General features: G+C 51.1%; 18 protein-coding genes and 1 pseudogene. 15 read left to right on the forward strand and 4 right to left on the reverse strand.

What is annotated here, in order from left to right:
• Position 1 precedes the first annotated feature (1 nt).
• The 4 genes and pseudogenes from DDT56_RS14930 (at position 2) to DDT56_RS14945 (ending at position 3,853) form a co-directional block, all read left to right on the forward strand.
• Positions 2–1,237: a PucR family transcriptional regulator gene (locus DDT56_RS14930; RefSeq protein ID WP_136167230.1), complete on the forward strand. Its 1,236-nt coding sequence runs from the start codon at positions 2–4 to the stop codon at positions 1,235–1,237.
• Positions 1,234–2,496: a cytosine deaminase gene (gene codA, locus DDT56_RS14935; RefSeq protein WP_136167231.1), complete on the forward strand. Its 1,263-nt coding sequence runs from the start codon at positions 1,234–1,236 to the stop codon at positions 2,494–2,496. Before DDT56_RS14930 ends, codA begins: the two co-directional genes overlap by 4 nt.
• Before the next feature lie 401 nt (positions 2,497–2,897).
• Positions 2,898–3,434, forward strand: a pseudogene (locus DDT56_RS14940) (type IV secretion protein Rhs).
• 5 nt (positions 3,435–3,439) lie between these two features.
• Positions 3,440–3,853 (forward strand): putative T6SS immunity periplasmic lipoprotein, encoded by a 414-nt coding sequence (locus DDT56_RS14945; protein WP_246856787.1) that lies wholly within the window; start codon positions 3,440–3,442, stop codon positions 3,851–3,853.
• 57 nt (positions 3,854–3,910) lie between these two features.
• Here the strand turns inward: DDT56_RS14945 and DDT56_RS14950 are convergent, their stop codons facing one another.
• A complete protein-coding gene (locus DDT56_RS14950) occupies positions 3,911–4,906 on the reverse strand; it encodes a type IV pilus twitching motility protein PilT (protein WP_136167232.1) in 996 nt (331 codons plus the stop codon).
• A gap of 21 nt (positions 4,907–4,927) precedes the next feature.
• Here DDT56_RS14950 and DDT56_RS14955 point away from each other — a divergent pair, with 21 nt between their 5' ends.
• From DDT56_RS14955 to DDT56_RS14990, 8 genes are all read left to right on the forward strand, one after another.
• Complete coding sequence (locus DDT56_RS14955; protein WP_136167233.1) at positions 4,928–5,641, forward strand: YggS family pyridoxal phosphate-dependent enzyme; 714 nt, start codon at positions 4,928–4,930, stop codon at positions 5,639–5,641.
• Positions 5,642–5,709: 68 nt separating this feature from the next.
• Complete coding sequence (gene proC / locus DDT56_RS14960; protein WP_136167234.1) at positions 5,710–6,531, forward strand: pyrroline-5-carboxylate reductase; 822 nt, start codon at positions 5,710–5,712, stop codon at positions 6,529–6,531.
• A gap of 115 nt (positions 6,532–6,646) precedes the next feature.
• The gene (locus tag DDT56_RS14965) at positions 6,647–7,201 is read left to right on the forward strand and encodes a YggT family protein (protein WP_009111529.1); all 555 of its coding nucleotides are present in this window, start codon (positions 6,647–6,649) and stop codon (positions 7,199–7,201) included.
• Entirely contained in the window at positions 7,198–7,488 is a 291-nt protein-coding gene (gene yggU, locus DDT56_RS14970; protein WP_136167235.1) for a DUF167 family protein YggU, read from the forward strand. Before DDT56_RS14965 ends, yggU begins: the two co-directional genes overlap by 4 nt.
• A gap of 17 nt (positions 7,489–7,505) precedes the next feature.
• Positions 7,506–8,099, forward strand: coding sequence for an RdgB/HAM1 family non-canonical purine NTP pyrophosphatase (gene rdgB / locus DDT56_RS14975; RefSeq protein WP_136167236.1), 594 nt, complete (start codon positions 7,506–7,508; stop codon positions 8,097–8,099).
• Positions 8,092–9,234: a radical SAM family heme chaperone HemW gene (gene hemW, locus DDT56_RS14980; protein WP_136167237.1), complete on the forward strand. Its 1,143-nt coding sequence runs from the start codon at positions 8,092–8,094 to the stop codon at positions 9,232–9,234. Before rdgB ends, hemW begins: the two co-directional genes overlap by 8 nt.
• A gap of 217 nt (positions 9,235–9,451) precedes the next feature.
• Positions 9,452–9,718 (forward strand): type II toxin-antitoxin system ParD family antitoxin, encoded by a 267-nt coding sequence (locus DDT56_RS14985; protein ID WP_009111525.1) that lies wholly within the window; start codon positions 9,452–9,454, stop codon positions 9,716–9,718.
• 206 nt (positions 9,719–9,924) lie between these two features.
• Positions 9,925–10,056: an entericidin A/B family lipoprotein gene (locus DDT56_RS14990; protein WP_210417033.1), complete on the forward strand. Its 132-nt coding sequence runs from the start codon at positions 9,925–9,927 to the stop codon at positions 10,054–10,056.
• Positions 10,057–10,180: 124 nt separating this feature from the next.
• On the opposite strand, the gene DDT56_RS14995 is transcribed toward DDT56_RS14990, so the two are convergent.
• Both DDT56_RS14995 and DDT56_RS15000 read right to left on the reverse strand, forming a co-directional pair.
• On the reverse strand, positions 10,181–11,191 hold the full coding sequence (locus DDT56_RS14995; protein WP_136167238.1) for a helix-turn-helix domain-containing protein: 1,011 nt from the start codon (positions 11,189–11,191) through the stop codon (positions 10,181–10,183).
• Between the two features lie 214 nt (positions 11,192–11,405).
• On the reverse strand, positions 11,406–12,719 hold the full coding sequence (locus DDT56_RS15000; RefSeq protein ID WP_246856788.1) for an MFS transporter: 1,314 nt from the start codon (positions 12,717–12,719) through the stop codon (positions 11,406–11,408).
• Positions 12,720–13,418: 699 nt separating this feature from the next.
• On the opposite strand from DDT56_RS15000, the gene DDT56_RS15005 reads away from it, so the two are divergent.
• The 3 genes from DDT56_RS15005 (at position 13,419) to DDT56_RS15015 (ending at position 16,711) form a co-directional block, all read left to right on the forward strand.
• Positions 13,419–14,477, forward strand: a complete 1,059-nt coding sequence (locus DDT56_RS15005; RefSeq protein ID WP_136167239.1) for a zinc-dependent alcohol dehydrogenase — start codon at positions 13,419–13,421, stop codon at positions 14,475–14,477.
• Positions 14,478–14,587: 110 nt separating this feature from the next.
• Positions 14,588–15,334: an SDR family NAD(P)-dependent oxidoreductase gene (locus tag DDT56_RS15010; protein ID WP_136167240.1), complete on the forward strand. Its 747-nt coding sequence runs from the start codon at positions 14,588–14,590 to the stop codon at positions 15,332–15,334.
• A 201-nt stretch (positions 15,335–15,535) separates the two neighbouring features.
• Positions 15,536–16,711, forward strand: coding sequence for a CaiB/BaiF CoA transferase family protein (locus DDT56_RS15015; RefSeq protein ID WP_136167241.1), 1,176 nt, complete (start codon positions 15,536–15,538; stop codon positions 16,709–16,711).
• A gap of 228 nt (positions 16,712–16,939) precedes the next feature.
• On the opposite strand, the gene DDT56_RS15020 is transcribed toward DDT56_RS15015, so the two are convergent.
• Complete coding sequence (locus DDT56_RS15020) at positions 16,940–18,223, reverse strand: MFS transporter (protein WP_136167242.1); 1,284 nt, start codon at positions 18,221–18,223, stop codon at positions 16,940–16,942.
• Positions 18,224–18,477 lie beyond the last annotated feature (254 nt).

The raw sequence follows: 18,477 nt of genomic DNA on the forward strand, positions 1-18,477 counted from the left end.
AATGAGTCTGACCGTCAGCGAAATCCTTGAATTACCGGGGCTGGCTGAACTGAAACTGCGCGCGGGGGAGAATAATCTTCACCGTACGGTTCGCTGGTATTACGTTGCGGAAAACGAAGGCATCGCCGACTGGATTATGGGCGGCGAGCTGGTTTTCGTTACCGGGATTAATCACCCCAGAGATGAGATCAATCTGCTGCAACTGGTGCGCGAAGGACAGCAAAGCGGCATTGCCGGGCTGGTGATCCTTACCGGCGAACCTTTTATTCACGCCATTCCCGACGCGGTGGTCGCACTGGCCGCCCAATTAGGCATGCCGCTGATTGAGCAGCCCTATCTGCTGAAAATGGTCATCGTCACGCAGTTAATCGGCACGGCGCTGGTGCGGCGGGAAACCACGCTGCGCTCACAGCGCGACATTTTGACGCAGTTGCTGACCGGCGATTATCCAAGCCTTGATATCGCCAGCCAGCGGGCCGGCCATCTTCAGCTAATACTCGACCGCCCTTACCGGGTTATCGCGCTACGCCTGTCCGCCATCAAGGCGCTGTTCGACCACAACGCGCCCGATGCCGCCGAAGCGCGGCTGCAATCGGCTCGCCGACTGGTGCAACAGCGGCTGGAAGAGCAGCAGCCGCTGCTGGGGGAAACCCTGCCGCTGGTGATCGTCGGCGATCTGTTTATCCTGATGTTGCCCAGCGACAGCATCCAGTTTCATCAGGGAAAACAGTGGCTGCACGCCGTACAGCAATCGCTGCGTCAGAAGATCCACCCATTGCAACTGTTCAGCGGCATTTCATCCACGGTGACGGCGGCGCAACACTATCGTTCCGGCCTGAGCGAAGCGCGGCGGGCGCTGGACGTCGCGGAAAACATGCGCCCGGACAAGGGCATGTGCGACTATAGCGAACTCGGCGTGCTCAAATTGTTGACCGCCGTTGCCGATCAGGATCTGGTGACGCATTTTATGCAAGAAACCTTAGGCCGCTTGTTCGACAGCCATCGCAAAAAACCGGCGCTGCTGCTCGAAACGCTGGACGCCGTGTTGCAGGAAAACGGCAATCTGATCAAAGCGGCCGAGCGTCTTGCCATTCACCGCAATACGCTCAATCAGCGCTTACAGCGCATTGAGCTGCAATCGGGCCAGTCGCTCAGCGACCCGCAGTTCCGCCTCAACGCATCCGTCGCATTACTTATCTGGCGCATGTCCCATGCGCAACAGCAGGAGTTTTTATGAAAATAATCAACGCCGCCCTCCGCCGGCAAAGCGGTCTTTTCAGCATTACCCTCGACAACGCCCTGATCGCGGCCATCGACGCGCAGCCAGGGTTATTGCCCGCCGCGGCGGACGGCGAGACGATTGACGCCGGCGGCCAGCTGGTTATTCCGCCGCTGGTCGAGCCGCATATTCATCTGGACGCCACCCTGACGGCCGGCGAACCGCAATGGAATATGAGCGGCACGCTGTTTGAAGGCATTGAACGCTGGAGCCAGCGCAAGGCGACCATCACCCATGACGACACCAAGCGCCGGGCGCACACCGCCATCGGCATGCTGCGGGATCATGGAATTCAGCATGTGCGCACCCATATCGACGTCACCGACCCCAGCCTGGCGGCGCTGCAAGCCATGCTGGAGGTGAAAGAGGAAGCGCGCGATCTGATTGATTTGCAAATCGTGGCGTTTCCGCAGGAAGGCATCGAATCCTTTGCCAACGGCCGCCAACTGATGGAGCGCGCCATTGAAATGGGCGCGGACGTGGTCGGCGGCATTCCGCATTTCGAAAATACCCGCGAACAGGGCGTCAGTTCGGTCAAGTTTCTGATGGATCTGGCTGAACGCACCGGCTGCCTGGTGGACGTACACTGCGATGAAACCGACGATGCGCAGTCGCGCTTTCTGGAAGTGCTGGCGGAAGAAGCCAGGGTGCGGCAAATCGGACCGCGGGTGACCGCCAGCCATACGGTGGCCATGGGCTCCTACGATAACGCCTACTGCTCCAAGCTGTTCCGCTTGCTTAAAATGTCCGGCATCAGCTTTGTCTCCTGCCCGACGGAAAGCATCCATCTCCAGGGGCGTTTCGACACCTTTCCCAAACGGCGCGGCATTACGCGGGTGGCGGAGCTCGATCGGGCGGGCATGAACGTCTGCTTCGGGCAGGACTCCATCAAAGATCCCTGGTATCCCCTCGGCAACGGCAACATTCTGCGCGTACTGGATGCCGGACTGCATATCTGCCATATGATGGGTTATGAAGACCTGCAGCGCAGCCTTGATTTCGTCACCGATAACAGCGCCAGGGCGATGAATCTGGGAGAAGGCTACGGCATCGCCGTGGGCCGCCCGGCCAATCTGCTGGTGCTGGACGCGGAAAATGATTACGAAGCGGTGCGCCGTCAGGCCAAAGCCCGCATCTCGATACGACACGGCAAGGTAATTATGCGCCGAATCCCGGAGCAGTTGAGCTATCAGGAAACGCGGTCTGCCGAAAAATAACCAAAGGGGATGAGAGCCCCACAAACAATACCTTGTTAATGTTTTTATATTTAACTTGCTGATATTAAATACAAATTTACTATTTAAACTGCTCACCCTACGGCGTAAGAAATTACGCTGAGGTGGACGACCCCGCGAATGAGCCGCAGGACGCGGCTCAAGCCAGTGCCGCGTCGGGATTACGGTGGTCACTAGAAGGTGATATGGCCCTGCTCGTACATTTTCAGACTCATGACAAGATAGCCTACGGCCCCAACGAAGTCTGTCATCTTCACCGATCACCCAAATCAGTGAATTTTTCTTATCTTTGATGGCATTTTAAGAAAATACTGGTTGATTAGACGAATAAAACAGCATTGTATGTAATCCACATTTTCTTCTGGGTGAAAGGAGTCTGCCAGATGGCACAGGAAGTGAAAGAGGGAACGCTCAGACAATTAACAATATGTGAAATTGCCTTAGCCCGTCAGGTGTTTGGGAATTCTGTCGCTTACCATAAAGTCTGGATTCATTGTGATAGTTATCTACCTTTTGGATTACAGCAGGCAAATACCGCAATGGCGCCAAATGGTGAACTGTGGTTCAGAAAAGAACTTTATAAACCAGATTTCTCAATGGCCTATATATACGCGCAACACACTTTTATACATGAGATGGCCCATGTCTGGCAGCACCAAAAAGGTATGTGGGTGAGAAGCAGAGGTCTCTTCAGTTGGGCGGCGGATTATAACTATAGGCTTGATGGTAAGAAATTATTGAATGATTATCCGATGGAACAACAGGCGCAAATAATTGCAGATTATTTTTTTCTCAAGAAGCAGGGATATGATGCTTGATTAAGAGCTATCGGCTCAACGGTGACCTTTCAGGGCGTGACAAATAATAATATCGCTTCACTCTATGAACACGCTATCTCACTGTTTTTTAAACAAAGGTAATGGTAATGAAAAGGAAAATGGCAATAGCATTAATCGGTACGCTAAGTTTAACTCTGACTGGTTGTCATCTTGGTGACCCCCGAGCCAAACATTACCGCGCTTCTGTAACCACAATTTCTGATAATGTTTGTGTGATGATCCAACCTGAAAAAGATGAAAATATTGTTAGCCTTATTATTAGCGAGATCGGGAGACCTGAGAATAAATTAGAAAAATTTGACGCTATTTCCGTTTCATCTGATAAGTGCGTACCTGATTTTGGCTATAAATATGAAATGGGACACGCCTATAACTTTTCGGTAATACTTGAATCACCGGAGAAAAAGGGAAAAGGGATTATACCTGCAAGCCGTATCTTTGGCGTCGATTTCTCACTATGGAAGAATAACGGCAAACTCGAGGCGTCTCCTCTCAATTAAGTTAAATATTTTTATATATTCGTCATACTTCAGGCTGTATGTATTGGCTTTCCTCGCTCACTCCAGCAGCCCTTCCCGGCAGCGCTGCTGCCGGCTTTGCTCAAAGGTCTGCATCCCCGCCTGCGCGCCGGTCTGGATCAGACTGGGCAACTGGTGGCTTTTTCCTTCCCTGATCAAATTGCCGACCGCGGACGTCGCCGTCAGCACTTCAAACAGCGCCACCCGGCCCCCTTGCGGCATCGGCAGCAGTTTTTGCGCCACGACCGCCCGTAGACAGGCGGCGAGCTGGCTGCGGACAAACGCTTTCTCTGCGCCGGGAAATACGTCCACCAGCCGGTCCACCGCCTGCGTCGCGCTGCGGGTGTGCAGGGTAGCCAGCACCAGATGGCCGGTCTCGGCGGCGGTCAACGCCAGGCGGATGGTTTCGCTATCGCGCAGTTCCCCCAGTAAAATCACATCGGGATCCTGACGCAGCGCGGCCCGCAGCGCCAGGGCAAACGAGGCGCTGTCCCGGCCGATTTCACGCTGCTGGATCAGGCACTGCCCGCTGGTATGGATAAACTCGATGGGATCTTCCAGCGTGATCACATGCCGATGGCAGCGCTGGTTCAACGCCGCGATCATCGCCGCCAGCGTGGTGGATTTGCCGCTGCCGGTCGCGCCGCTGAGTAAAATCAGTCCGTCGGGCTGTTCAATAAGCTCCGACAGCGCCGGCGGCGCGCGCAGCGTGGTTAACGACGGGTGGGTCGACGGAATGATGCGCAGCGCGGCGGAAAGCCCCTGACGCTGACGGAACAGATTGACCCGCAGGCGCGGCCCGTCCGTCAGCATCAGCGCGCAGTCCACCTGCCCCGACCGCTGCAACTGCCGTAGCTGGGACGGCTCAAGCCAGGCGGCGCACCATTGTTCCAGCTGTTCCGTACACAAACGTGGTAAGGTATTTTCCGATCGCAGTTGACCGTCAATGCGCAACATCGGCGGATGTCCGCTACACAGGTGCAGATCAGAGGCATTATGTTTTACACTAAGCGCCACCCATTCATCCACATTCATCGATTAATCTCCTGAACTACTATGACCACTATCCAGCAGAATCTACAGGACATCAGGCAGCAGATCGCCGTCGCCGCCCAGGGCTGCGCGCGGACACCGGAAGAAATAACGCTGCTTGCAGTCAGTAAAACCAAACCTGTGACGGCTATCGAAGAAGCGATCGAGGCCGGGCAACGGGCGTTTGGCGAAAATTATGTGCAGGAAGGCGTGGACAAAATCCTTTATTTCCGGGAACACTCGCCGGATACAGGGTTGGAATGGCACTTTATCGGCCCGTTGCAGTCGAACAAAAGTCGGCTGGTGGCGGAGCATTTCGACTGGTTCCACACGGTGGATCGTCTGCGTATCGCCCAGCGACTGAGCGAACAGCGGCCGGCGTCGCTGCCGCCGCTGAACGTCCTGCTACAGATTAATATCAGCAACGAGCCGAGCAAATCCGGCATCAGGGCGGAGGAGTTGGCCACGCTGGCGGCCGGCGTGGCGGCATTGCCGAACCTGAACCTGCGCGGTCTGATGGCGATTCCGGCGCCCGAAACCGACTATCGGCGCCAGCTTGCCGTTTTCCGGCAAATGGATGATCTGTTTCAACAATTGGCATTACACTATCCGCACATCGATACCCTGTCGATGGGGATGACGGATGATATGCATGCCGCCATCGCCGCCGGCAGCACGCTGGTGCGGATTGGCACCGCCATCTTTGGCGCGCGTGATTATTCAGCGGCGACCCAATAATCAGACGCGCGGAATACCTCGTCACCTTGGCGATCGTTAACGGAACAAGATAATCAGCGAGAATTCACATGCAACAACGTAAAATAGCGTTTATCGGCGCCGGAAATATGGCGCAGGCCATTATTGCCGGGTTAATCGACGGGGGTTATCCCGCGCGGAATATCAGCGTGTGCGCGCCATCCGCCACGCACCGCGACCAACTGGCCGCCGAATTTGGCGTCATCAGCAGCGCGGATAACGTGCGCAGCGCTCAGCAAGCGGACGTGGTGGTGCTGGCGGTCAAGCCGCAAATCATGGCCGACGTCTGCGAACCGTTGCGCCAACAGGTGGATTTCTCCGCCAAGCTGGTGCTGTCGATCGCCGCCGGCATCAGCACCGCCCGTTTTCAGGCGCTGTTGGGAGACCACCTGAATATCGTGCGGATTATGCCGAATATGCCGTCGCTGGTGGGTCAGGGAATGAGCGGACTGTATGCGCCGGCCGCCGTCAGCGACGCCGATCGGCAATTCACCGCCGAACTGATGCAAAGCGTGGGTAAAATCTGCTGGGTGGAAAACGAAGCGGGGATTAACGGGGTGATTGCCGCGGCAGGCAGCGCGCCGGCCTATTTTTTCCTGTTTATGGAAGCCATGCAGCAGGAAGCCGTCCGCCAGGGGTTTGATGCGGATACCGCGCGTTTGCTGGTACAGCAGGCCGCATCCGGCGCCGCGGCGCTGGTGGAAGCCAACCCGGACACATCGTTGTCGACGCTGCGCGAGAATATTACCTCCAAAGGCGGCACCACGGCCGAAGCGCTGCGGGTGTTTAACCAACGTCAGTTGCCGCAAATCGTGGCGGAGGCGATGCAGGCCGCCGTCGAGCGCGCTCAGGAAATGGAAAAGCTGTTTTAATTGAAAGCGATGATAATCACCCCCATTTATACCCGAAGTCATTGGCGTTGCGGCCGACATACCCGCAACCTGAAAGATGAAAGGTATCATCCATTAATAAGGAACTGACGTATTTATGCTTACCCTGACTTTTCTGGTCAAAACGCTGGTCGACCTCTACGTAATGGTCCTGCTGTTGCGCATCTGGATGCAGTGGTCGCGCAGTGATTTTTATAATCCGCTGTCGCAGTTCGTGGTCAAGATCACCCAGCCGATCGTCGGGCCGCTGCGCCGGATCCTGCCGTCGCTGGGGCCGATAGACAGCGCGTCGCTGCTGCTGGCGTTTATTCTGACCACCATTAAGTACCCGCTGCTGTTGCTGATTCAGGTCGGCGCCCTGTCGCTCAGCCCGATGAATCTGCTGGTCGGCCTGCTGTCGCTGATCAAGTCGGCGGGTTACCTGATTTTCTGGGTGGTGATTATCCGTTCGCTGATGAGCTGGATAAGCCAGGGACGCAGCCCCATCGAATATCTGCTGCACCAGCTTACCGAACCCTTTATGGCGCCGATTCGCCGCATCATCCCGGCGATGGGCGGCATAGACTTCTCGGCGATGGTGGTGATCCTGATCCTGTACCTGCTCAACTATCTGGGCATGGATCTGTTTCCGGGGCTGTGGTTCCTGCTGTGAGCGCCGTCACTCGCCAAGATGACGACCTGGTGATTCGGCTGTATATTCAGCCGAAAGCCAGCCGCGACCAGATTGTCGGGCTGCACGGCGACGAGCTGAAAGTCGCCGTGACCGCCCCGCCGGTCGACGGTCAGGCCAACGCCCATCTGACCAAATTCCTCGCCAAACAGTTCCGGGTCGCCAAAAGTCTGGTCATTATTGAAAAAGGCGAACTCGGGCGGCACAAACAGATTAAAATCATCAATCCGCAACACATCCCGGCGGAAGTCGCGGAACTTATCCGATAAACACGCAGGAAAACAGTATGCAAAAAGTGGTTTTGGCTACCGGCAACCCCGGTAAAGTGCGCGAACTCGCCGGTCTGCTGGCGGACTTCGGTCTGGATATCGTGGCGCAAACCGAACTGGGCGTGGACGCCGCGGAAGAAACCGGCCTGACGTTTATTGAGAATGCGATTCTGAAAGCGCGCCATGCGGCAAAGATCACCGGCCTGCCGGCCATCGCCGATGATTCCGGTCTGGCGGTGGATGCGCTGGGCGGCGCGCCGGGGATCTATTCGGCGCGCTACGCCGGCGTGGACGCCAGCGACCGCCAGAATCTGGACAAACTCCTGCTCGCGCTGCAAGACGTGCCCGATGAACAGCGCGGCGCCAGCTTCCACTGCGTGCTGGTTTATCTGCGCCATGCGGAAGACCCCACCCCGCTGGTGTGCCACGGCAGTTGGCAAGGCGTATTGACTCGCGAGCCCGCCGGCGCCGGCGGTTTTGGCTACGATCCGATCTTTTTGCTCCCGGATCTGGGAAAAACCGCCGCCGAACTGACGCGCGAAGAGAAAAACGTCCGCTCCCACCGCGGTCAGGCGCTGCGTTTACTGCTGGACGCCCTGCGTAATGCTTAAACTGCCGCCGCTCAGCCTGTACATCCACATTCCCTGGTGCGTACAAAAGTGCCCGTACTGCGACTTCAACTCTCATGCGTTGAAAGGCGACGTGCCGCATCAGGAGTACGTCGACCATCTGCTGGCCGATCTGGACGCCGACCTGCCGCTGGCGGATGGCCGGGAGCTGCACTCCATTTTTATCGGCGGCGGAACCCCCAGCCTGCTGAGCGCGGAAGCGATGCAATCCCTGCTGGACGGCGTACGGGCGCGTTTACCCCTCAGCCCCGACGCCGAAATCACCATGGAGGCGAACCCCGGCACGGTGGAGGCCGATCGTTTCAGCGGCTATCAGCGTGCGGGCATCAACCGCATCTCGATCGGCGTACAAAGTTTCAATCAACAAAAGCTGACCCGGCTGGGGCGTATTCACGGCCCGCTTGAGGCCAAACGCGCCGCGCATCTGGCCGCCGGGCTGGGATTGCGCAGCTTTAACCTCGACCTGATGCACGGTCTGCCCGACCAGTCGCTGGAAGAGGCGCTGGACGACCTGCGTCAGGCGATTGCCCTCAACCCGCCGCATTTGTCGTGGTATCAGCTCACCATCGAACCCAATACGCTGTTCGGCTCGCGCCCGCCCAAACTGCCGGACGACGACGCGCTGTGGGATATCTATGAGCAGGGGCACCGGTTGCTGAGCGCGGCCGGTTATCAGCAATACGAAACCTCGGCCTACGCCAAACCGGGCTACCAGTGCCGGCACAACCTGAACTACTGGCGCTTTGGCGACTATCTGGGCATTGGCTGCGGCGCGCACGGCAAGCTGACCTTTCGCGACGGGCGCATTCTGCGCACGGTGAAAACCCGCCATCCGCGCGGCTATATGCGGGGCAACTATCTGGACAAACAGCACCAGGTCGCCAGCGAAGACCGCGCCTTCGAGTTCTTTATGAACCGTTTTCGCCTGCTGGAAGCCGCCCCGCGCGCCGACTTCACCGCCTACACCGGGCTGGATGAAAGCGCGATCCGCCCGCAGCTGGAACAGGCGCTGGCCCAGGGTTACCTGATTGAGACCGCCGCCCACTGGCAAATCACCGAGCACGGCAAGCTGTTTCTCAATTCGCTGCTGGAGCTGTTTCTGCCGGAAGCGGAATAACGCGGGGCCGGTGAATGGGGCCGCTCGTGCCGCGAGCGCCCCCCGTTAACCTCCCGCCCTTGCAAAGCGGCGCACAAAACGCGTTGCGAGCCGCTTTCCATTTTCACGTTATCCACCTTGCCAGACGGCCAAAAATATCATTTTCTTTACTCTGGATTGAGATTTCATCTTTAGGTACTCTGTAAGAATAAATCTTACATCCACCGCTGAGGTAGTTATGGCCAGAACGATAACCATTGATCTTGGAGATGAACTGCGACACTACGTGGAGTCGCTGGTTGAGTCCGGTGATTACCGAACACAGAGTGAAGTCATTCGGGAGGCAATCAGAATGCTGCGTGAAAAACAGGCTGAGTCCGACCTGCAAAAACTGCGTAATCTGATCGCTGACGGATTAAATAGCGGAGAGCCACAGGAATGGAATCGCGATGAGTTTCTGCAAAAAGTCAGGGATAAAGTGCAGGCGTCGACAAAAAGGAATTAAGCTCACCCCGCGTATACTTCACCAATCGCAAGATGCCGTACGCCACTTCCGATGAATATAGTCGACATAAACAGAAATGCGCGGTTTGATGAGTAAGGCATCCGTCTGAATATCCCAATAAATTTCCACTTTTTCAGCCTGTTCGAGATTGAATTTTTGCGCCGTATTATGACAAAGTGTAGCGGTGTTTATCTCCTCGGGTGACGATGATGAAATGGGTGAAATTAATCATGGTATCGCTGCTGATGGCGGCGGTATTGAGCGGTTGCAACACCGCGCGCGGCTTTGGTCAGGACGTGGAAAAACTGGGCAGTAAAATTTCCAGTTCAGCCAGTTAACAACGTATTGAAAGTCACTCACTACGCAAAAGAAACCCCGGAGAATATCACCTTCCGGGGGTTTCTTGTTTTAGCCAGTCAACTTGTCTTATTGCATCAATTCTCAAGCATTCCCTCAGGTTGGTTACACAACTACTCCGTCATCCTCTTCTTCGTAATCATCCTGCAGATCTGATGTATCCGATGTATCCGATGTATCCGATGTATCCGATGGCATGTCTGCCTTCGGCAACGACTCCGACAAGGCAATTTTCTGCACCGCCAGTTCGCGAAACTGTTTCGGACTAACGCCGGTGTGCTTATGAAAAAAACGAGTAAAGTAGGCTTCATCGTTAAACCCCAGCGATGCCGCCAACTGTTTGATGGTTTGCGCGGTGTACACCAGTTCACGCTGCGCTTCCTGAATCACCCGCATATTAATCACATCGAGGCTCGACATCCCCAAGGCGATACGGCACAGCCGGGAAAGGTGGCCGGGCGACATGCCCATTTCACAAGCATAGTCGTTCACGGAAAGCCGCAACCTGAATTGCCGATCCACGCTACGCAGGAACTTATTAATCTGCGCAGCTTTGCGTGAACAGGCAGCCAGTTCACGCTGCTCCAGCGATAGATCGCTAATGCGTGTCAGGTAAATAAATAGCGAGGTAAACAGCGACATACACATCGCCGTTTGATTAACCGTCGGCACGCGGAGTTCGCGCAACATGGCTTTGTAAAAACCTAGCACCCTTTTTTTATCACCTGCCGCCTCATCCAGCGCAATGACGCACGGTTTGTGAATCAGTTTCATCAGGCTTGGCTCCAGCAGGTTTGCCATTGATTCCAGCGGCTTCTGGGAAGCCGTAATGGTCATCCCTTCGGTGTTTGGCGTGTAATGAAGAGCGTGTACCGTAGTGGCCGGTATCAGAATCAGGCAGGGTGCATGGGCGATCTGTTTCAAACAGTTTAGTGATACATCCACGCTGCCACGTTGTATAAACTGCAATTGAATTAGGTTTTTATGTAAATGTGGTTCAATTTTCCAATCATATAACCTGGATCGATAAGGAATCCATTCCAAATTAAAAAAGATATCCCAGCTTAACTCGGGGCGCTCTTTATAAAGAGCATAAATGGGAATCGTCGTCGTCATGGCATTTCTCCCGTTTAATCGGATCCAATCTTTCGATTAATTATTTGGAATACAAGCAGGATTAGCGATGAACCATTCCCACGGCAACTGCTGTAGCAGGTGGTTACAAACTTAGAAAAGGACAAACTAATACCCTCCTGTTAGTAAGTAGGCGCATCGCTGCGATTAATTCCGGTAGTGCAGCTATCTCGATTCACTGCCATGTGGTGATTGCCTACGCAACCGATTTTTTTTCAATGGGACGAATACGTATTATCGCGGCAAACAGAGCCCCCAAAATTGCGATGCCAGCCCCCAGGTACAGACCATATTCATATTGGCCGGACGATAGATCGATAATCCATCCGGTCAATACTGGCGCAAAAATACCACCGATGGAGCCGAACAGACTGCATAACCCAACAATCGTGCCGGTAAACTTCACGGAGAATTCCATAGGAATGGAGAAGTACGCTCCCATGGTAAAGCAGAGAAAGAAGTTTGATGTGGAAATCAAACAAACAGCCCCAGGCAAACTGGTCACCCGTATGGCGATAACCAAAAATAACCCTGCCAGCAGCATACCGCAAATCACCGGGAATTTTCGCCCAATACCCGGCCCGCAGCGATTTGATAAGTAGTCTGCGACCAAACCACCGATTGGATAGGCGGCAATAGCTACAAGATAAGGCAACATGGAATAGATGGCGCTCATTTTCAGATTGATGCCCCTGCCCAAAGCGAAATAAGTGGGCAGCCAACTCATAAACATGAAAAAGAGATAGAGAGCACAGAAGTAGGAAAGCGAATATGCCCAGATAGATGGAGTAGAGAAGATATCCTTTTTAGTTAATTCACCACCTGTCGGTTCCGCAACCACCGTTTGTTGCACTGGTTTAACTTGTCCGGCTTCAATATACATTAATTCTGCGTGACTAATTTTGCTGTCTATACTGGGATGGGACGTCCCTTTCATTGGATACCACCAAATCAGGCACCACAAAATCCCTAACATGGAGAAAGAATAAAAAACAGCCTGCCAATTCCATGTTTCAATGATATAAGCCGCCAGCCCCATGGAAAGAGCAATTCCCAACGGGCATCCCGCCTGCCTAAAACCGCTCGCCAAACCTGCTTCCTTTTGTGGTACCCAACTGGCGACTATCGCGCAGTCGGACGGCACCACTACCCCTTGACCAATCCCCACCAGGATGCGAATCAAGATCATTAAACCTACAGTCGACCCGACCAATGGCGTCAGGAAAGTGAACACTGCCCACCATAATGTTCCGATTACCAGAACGATACTCCCACCATAACGATCGGACAAAATGCCCGCCGGCATCATAGTAATGGCGTAACCAATAAAAAAGGCGGTAGATATCCATCCGAATTCGGTGGCGGTCCAGTTATACTCCTCCAGGAATATCGGGCCACACATCGACATTCCGGTTCTGGCGATAAACATGGCAATATAATTAAGAAACAGATAGGCAATGATCCCCCACCGCCGATTACCTATTGAAGTGCTCATTGATGAAATGCTCATTCTGTGACTCCTTGGTAAAAACAGGAATGACTACATGGCGAGCAGCACTTTCCCCTAATTGAATGAACATCAGTTAACCTCCATTTAAATTATCATTTAAACTTAAGGGGGTACCGTTATCCAATATATGTCGTTTTTAGTATTTTATTCATTTGATTAAACTTATTACCTTATTTCCCATTCGCTAAGTATAAGACTGGCGCATACCAACAAGACATTGACATTTACAGCAATTAGCAGGACAAATCGTACATGGGGAATTGAGACACGCCAGGGAATATTGGATTTATTTTTATAAAGCAATTATATAGAGACAATAAAACAACTAAAGAATTAAGTTCTCAAAAAATATACACTTTAAAAATTGTGAAAGAGATCAAGTTATGGTAATAGTGGCACGCCAGATAAGTACAATTACATCATAAGAAATATGCACTGGCGCACAATTATTTTTATTTTACCTCTCACAAAAATAACAAAACCAAGTATAAAACTCACCCAGATTGTTGCTGGAAATAGTATTATTCCTGCTATCAATAATGTTTTAATTAACAAATAATTATAAGAAACATAAATGCTCATTTTGTCCTGCTAATGGCTTGGATTGTCAATGTCTAATTATTAAAGTAAATATTATGATTATATAAATGACGTCATAATCCACCTATGGACTATCAAATAATTCGAGGAGAGTTTATTATGCATAATAATACTATGAAAGCGCTGATTAAAACGAAAGGCGAACCCTTCTGTATGGAGGTTGCGCAAATTCCTATTCCGGAAATTGATCCCACACAGTGTTTAATTGAAGTGAAAGCCTGCGGTATTTGCGGGACAGATCATTCTCTATGGCATTGGAACGAAGCAATTGCAAAATCCTATCCCAGCATGAAATTCCCCATGGTCTTTGGTCATGAGTTTTGCGGAGTCATCGCTGAAGTCGGGAGAGAAGTAAAAAATTGGCGGGTTGGCGATCGTGTCGTAGTAAATCCCGGACTTCACTGTAATGCATGCCATTATTGTGCAGAAGGCGGACATGAGGTTTGTGATCATCGTCCATTCATTGGTACAACCGTGTTCGGTGCATTTGCAGAATATTGCGCCGTTAGAAGTGAAAATCTGCTGAAACTGGATGACAACATCAGTTTTAAAGTCGGCGCCTTATTGGAGCCGTTCTGCGTATCGTTGAATGCGATTGACCGAGTGAAACCTGATTTCGGGGACACGGTGGTGGTCATGGGCCCCGGAGCGATCGGCCTGCTAATGGTAATTATTCTGAAATCTATCGGCGTACAAAAAATCATCGTAACCGGTACGGACGCAGATGGTGACAGGCTGACGGTGGCGAAAAATTTTGGCGCCCACTATGTGATTAATGCCAGCAAAACGGATGCGGCCGCCGAAGTCATGGAACTGACCAATGGGCAAGGTGCGGAAGTCATTTACGACATGACCGGCTTTTTCGGCGCGGTGCCACAGGCCGTCCAAATGGCGGCGAAGCGGGGGCGAATTGGCGTGACCGGTCTTCCGGCAAAATCGAGCGAAATACCAATGACGACGATTGCCATGAGGGAAATTAGCATTATCGGCAACCGGGCCTATGGAAACAGAACATGGTTCAAAGCCCTCAGTATGCTGGCTACCGGACAAGTGAAAATTGACGATGTTGCAAGTTATGTATTCCCTTTGAATGATTTTGAGAAAGCCATGAAATTACTCGACGAGAAGAAAGGTCTGCGAATTCTCCTGGAACCATAACTTAATTTTTAAATAAATATTTTTTGATTATCACAGGAACACGGCAGGTAGCTCAGAAAAATGGAGGTAGTGGGTAACAAAGTCACTATTTAAAATAAAGAGGATTTAAAATGTCTAAAATTTTCGCAGGTAAATATGCAGTTATTACAGGGGCCGCGCGTGGAATATTGAAAGACACCGCACTGTGTCTGGCAGAACGAGGAGCGGCCGGGATCATTATTTCCGATTTATTATATGATGTGGCAGAAACGACAGCCCGCGAAATTGAGCAGGCGACCGGTTGTCATTGTCATGCTTTCAAGACCGATGTTTCCAAACCGGATAATATCGACGCCCTGTTTGCTTTCACCCTGGAAAAATTTGGTACCGTTCATATTCTCATCAATGGAGCCGGCATATGTCCGACGACACCGCTTGAGAACGTTGACGCCGCACAATGGGATCTGGTTCAGAACATCAATTTGCGTGGCGCCCACCTTTGCTGTCGCGAAGCGATCCGTATCATGCGGCAACAGAAATATGGCCGCATCATCAACATCGCCTCAATGTCCATGCGGGTCGGTGCAATTGCTGCTTCAGCCAGTTATGCCGCGTCAAAAGGTGGCCTTGCTGCGGTATCGAAAACCTATGCACGGCTGACAGCGAAAGACAATATAACGGTGAACGCCATTGCTCCAGGTCTCATTCTGACAGACATGACTCGCAATAATAATTACAGCACCGATAACATTCCGATGGGACGCCTTGGCGAGCCGCGGGATGTATCGACGGTGATCGCCTTCCTCGCAAGCGATGATTCCCGATACATGACGGGTTGCACACTTGATGTGAACGGCGGAATGTACATGACGGCTTAAATCCGGGAATAAGGATTGCGGTGTTGGAGAGTGATGGATCGTACGCCGGTAAGACGATTATTAAGTATGGGCGCCACGGATGTGGCGCTATCTGTGTGAGCGATATGTCTGTTCACGCACGTTAAAAAGGCGTTTTCCAATGAATAACTCAGGCGTACAAACATTAGAAACTACAGTGGTAAGGCTAGGAGGACGATTAAAATGGGAAAAAATGCATTTACAGGATTGCGTGTTATTGACATGACAAGATATTTGCCGGGAGGCTATGCTACTCAAGTATTTGCCGATCTGGGCGCGGAAGTCATCAAAGTGGAAGAACAAAAAAAAGGAGACTTTTGTCGCGGCGATGAGCCTAAAATAAATGACGTTAGCTACTATTTTACCGCCCTATGTCGCAATAAGAAGAGTTTGACGCTTAATTTAAAATCGGAAAAAGGTCATGATATATTTCTGAAATTGGCGAAAGATTCGGATATTATTATTGAGAATTATCGCCCAGGAGTAACAAAAAGACTTGGAATTGATTACGATGCCATTAATAAAATTAATCCTCGTATTATTTATTGTTCATTATCCGGTTTTGGCCAGGAATCACCGTTGAGTCTGGCTGCGCTTCACGATATTAATCTGCAAGCAATGAGCGGTTATTTATCGGTCAACGGCGGTAAATTAACCCCGTTCCATTTATGCGATGTCGCATCCGCCATGACCGCCGCGCAAGGCATTGCCCTCGCATTGTATGCACGAGAAAAAACCGGCAGAGGTCAATCTGTCGACATTCCAATGTTTGACAGCCTGCTTTGGTGGCTCAGCTTGATCACCAGCCGTTATCATTTCCAAAACAATCAGGTTTCCGCCGAAACGCTGGAATATCCGGCCCTTTGTTACAATGTCCTGAAGACCAAAGATGGAGGATATCTGTCTCTGGGCATGGTCGAGGATAAGTTCTGGCGACAGTTCTGTATCGAAACAGCTAACGAAGATTTAATTCCCAAACAAATGTTACGTCGCCATGAAGCACCCAAGGAATTTGAAAGAATAGAACAACTCATTGCCAGCAAGACCCTGATGGAATGGCAGGAATGGCTGAAAGGAAAGGATATATGCATTGTCCCGGCAGTGAATGTGGGTGAAGCCGTAAAGGATATCGTTGCCCAGAACACCGGAATTATGCAATACGTGGAATATCCTGGCGTCGGAAAAGTGCTGCAAACAGATATACCGTATAAGTTTTCCGAGCTTTCCCATGATCTTCAATCTGCAACGCCACCACCGGCTTTAGGTGAACATACGCAGGAAATACTGGCGCGCCTGGGATATAAGAGAGAGGAAATCGCCGCCCTGGTCAAAGACGGAGTGGTCACGGTAGCTTCTTGAAAGATGATAAAGACTAATGAATTTTAACGTTCAGCAAGTGCTAACCAGACGCGGAGATAATCAGAATATTTCAGGTTATTTCCGCGTCCGTCGGATACTCAGAACACGATTTGGCCGTTCAATGATTCCACTGCCCTGGTTGCCTGGTTTCGCAATGGGCATCACACAACGGAGAAAGGATAAAAGCGAATACTGAAAAGTCGCCTCGCAATTCGCCATATTCAAAATTCAATCAATCTGGCTCTGTACCACTTTAGGTAAAATCGGTTTAACCTGGCTAGTCAATAAAATTATCGCCCCCAGAATGGAAATCGCCGCCCCCAGATACAAAGCGTACGCATAGCCATAGGCATCCACGACAACACCGCTAAGAAATGGAGCCGTAATGCCGCCAATTGTGGCGCAGGTGGCATAAAGACCAACGATCTTGCCGGCATTATTGGGAGAAAAAATGATCGGCATGGAGTAGTATCCCCCCATCGTCAGACATAACACCCCGTTGGATGCCGATAACAAAGTAACAGCGGCCAAAACGCTGTCGGCTTTTGAACCGAATATCAATAAGACACCTGCGCCTATCATCCCAAGAAAAGGAAATAACTTTCGCCCCATATTATCGCCCAATTTATCAGCAGCCCGATCGGCCAACCAGCCGCCAATTGGATATGTGAATGTCGCAACGATGTAGGGCATCATGGTATATATGGCGCTGGTGCTTAAATCTAAGCCTCGACCTTTGACAAAATAAGTCGGCAGCCATGTCATAAATAAATAAAAAAGATAATGGGTACAAAAAAAAGAAATGGCGCCGGTCCACACGGATGGAGTTGAAAAGATATCTTTCGAGGTTAAGATCACTGATTGATTCCCTCTTTTCGGCAAATTCCCCTGGCCTGATCTAATATATTTTATTTCCTCTTCGGTTATTGTAGGATGTTGCTCCGGTTTATTTTTTCCATATTTCCACCAAAGAAAAACCCAAATAATAGCTAAGAAGGCAAAAGAATAAAACACTGTCTGCCAGTTCCAGGTTTTTATGATCCAGGCGGACAGCGGCATGGTAATAGCAATCCCTATGGCAACGCCCATAAAACTTAATCCTTGTGCCAGTCCTGATTCCTTTTTGGGTACCCACTGCGCTATAATTGAGGTCATCGCAGGCAAAGAAACCCCCTCGCCCATTCCCATTGCAACACGTATGAACAACATCAAACCCATTGTTGCGCCAAAAGGAGTAAGAAATACAAATACAGACCACCATAAGGCACCGATTACAACTATCTTTCCGCCGCCAAACCGGTCTGCCAGCCATCCACCCGGAATCTGAGTACAAACATAGCCGATAAAAAACGCTGTCGAAACCAAACCAAATTGTGTCGCACTCCAATCAAAGTACCTTATCATCTCTGGACCAGCCATTGATATGCAGGATCTGTCCATATACAAAACCAAGTAGCAAAGAGTCAACAGACTAATAATCTTCCATCTTTTATTTCCTATTTTTGAAGTCATAATTATTTTCCCCATGTTTTTGAAATAAACACTCAGAAAACCCCAAAATTCACATTCATTAAATTAATTGATATTTCCGCAATAACATTCCCCATAGATATTATTATTGGGGGACCGTTTTTATCCCTTCCCTTCACATAATTATATTTAACAATAATACTGCCTATAGATTTATTCGCAAAAACAGCCATTTCCATTAAATGGTTAATATCTGTATCGGTTTAACAAGCTTTTACGAAATAATCCATTAAGAA

The organism is Brenneria corticis (assembly GCF_003115855.1).
GTDB lineage: Bacteria > Pseudomonadota > Gammaproteobacteria > Enterobacterales > Enterobacteriaceae > Brenneria > Brenneria corticis.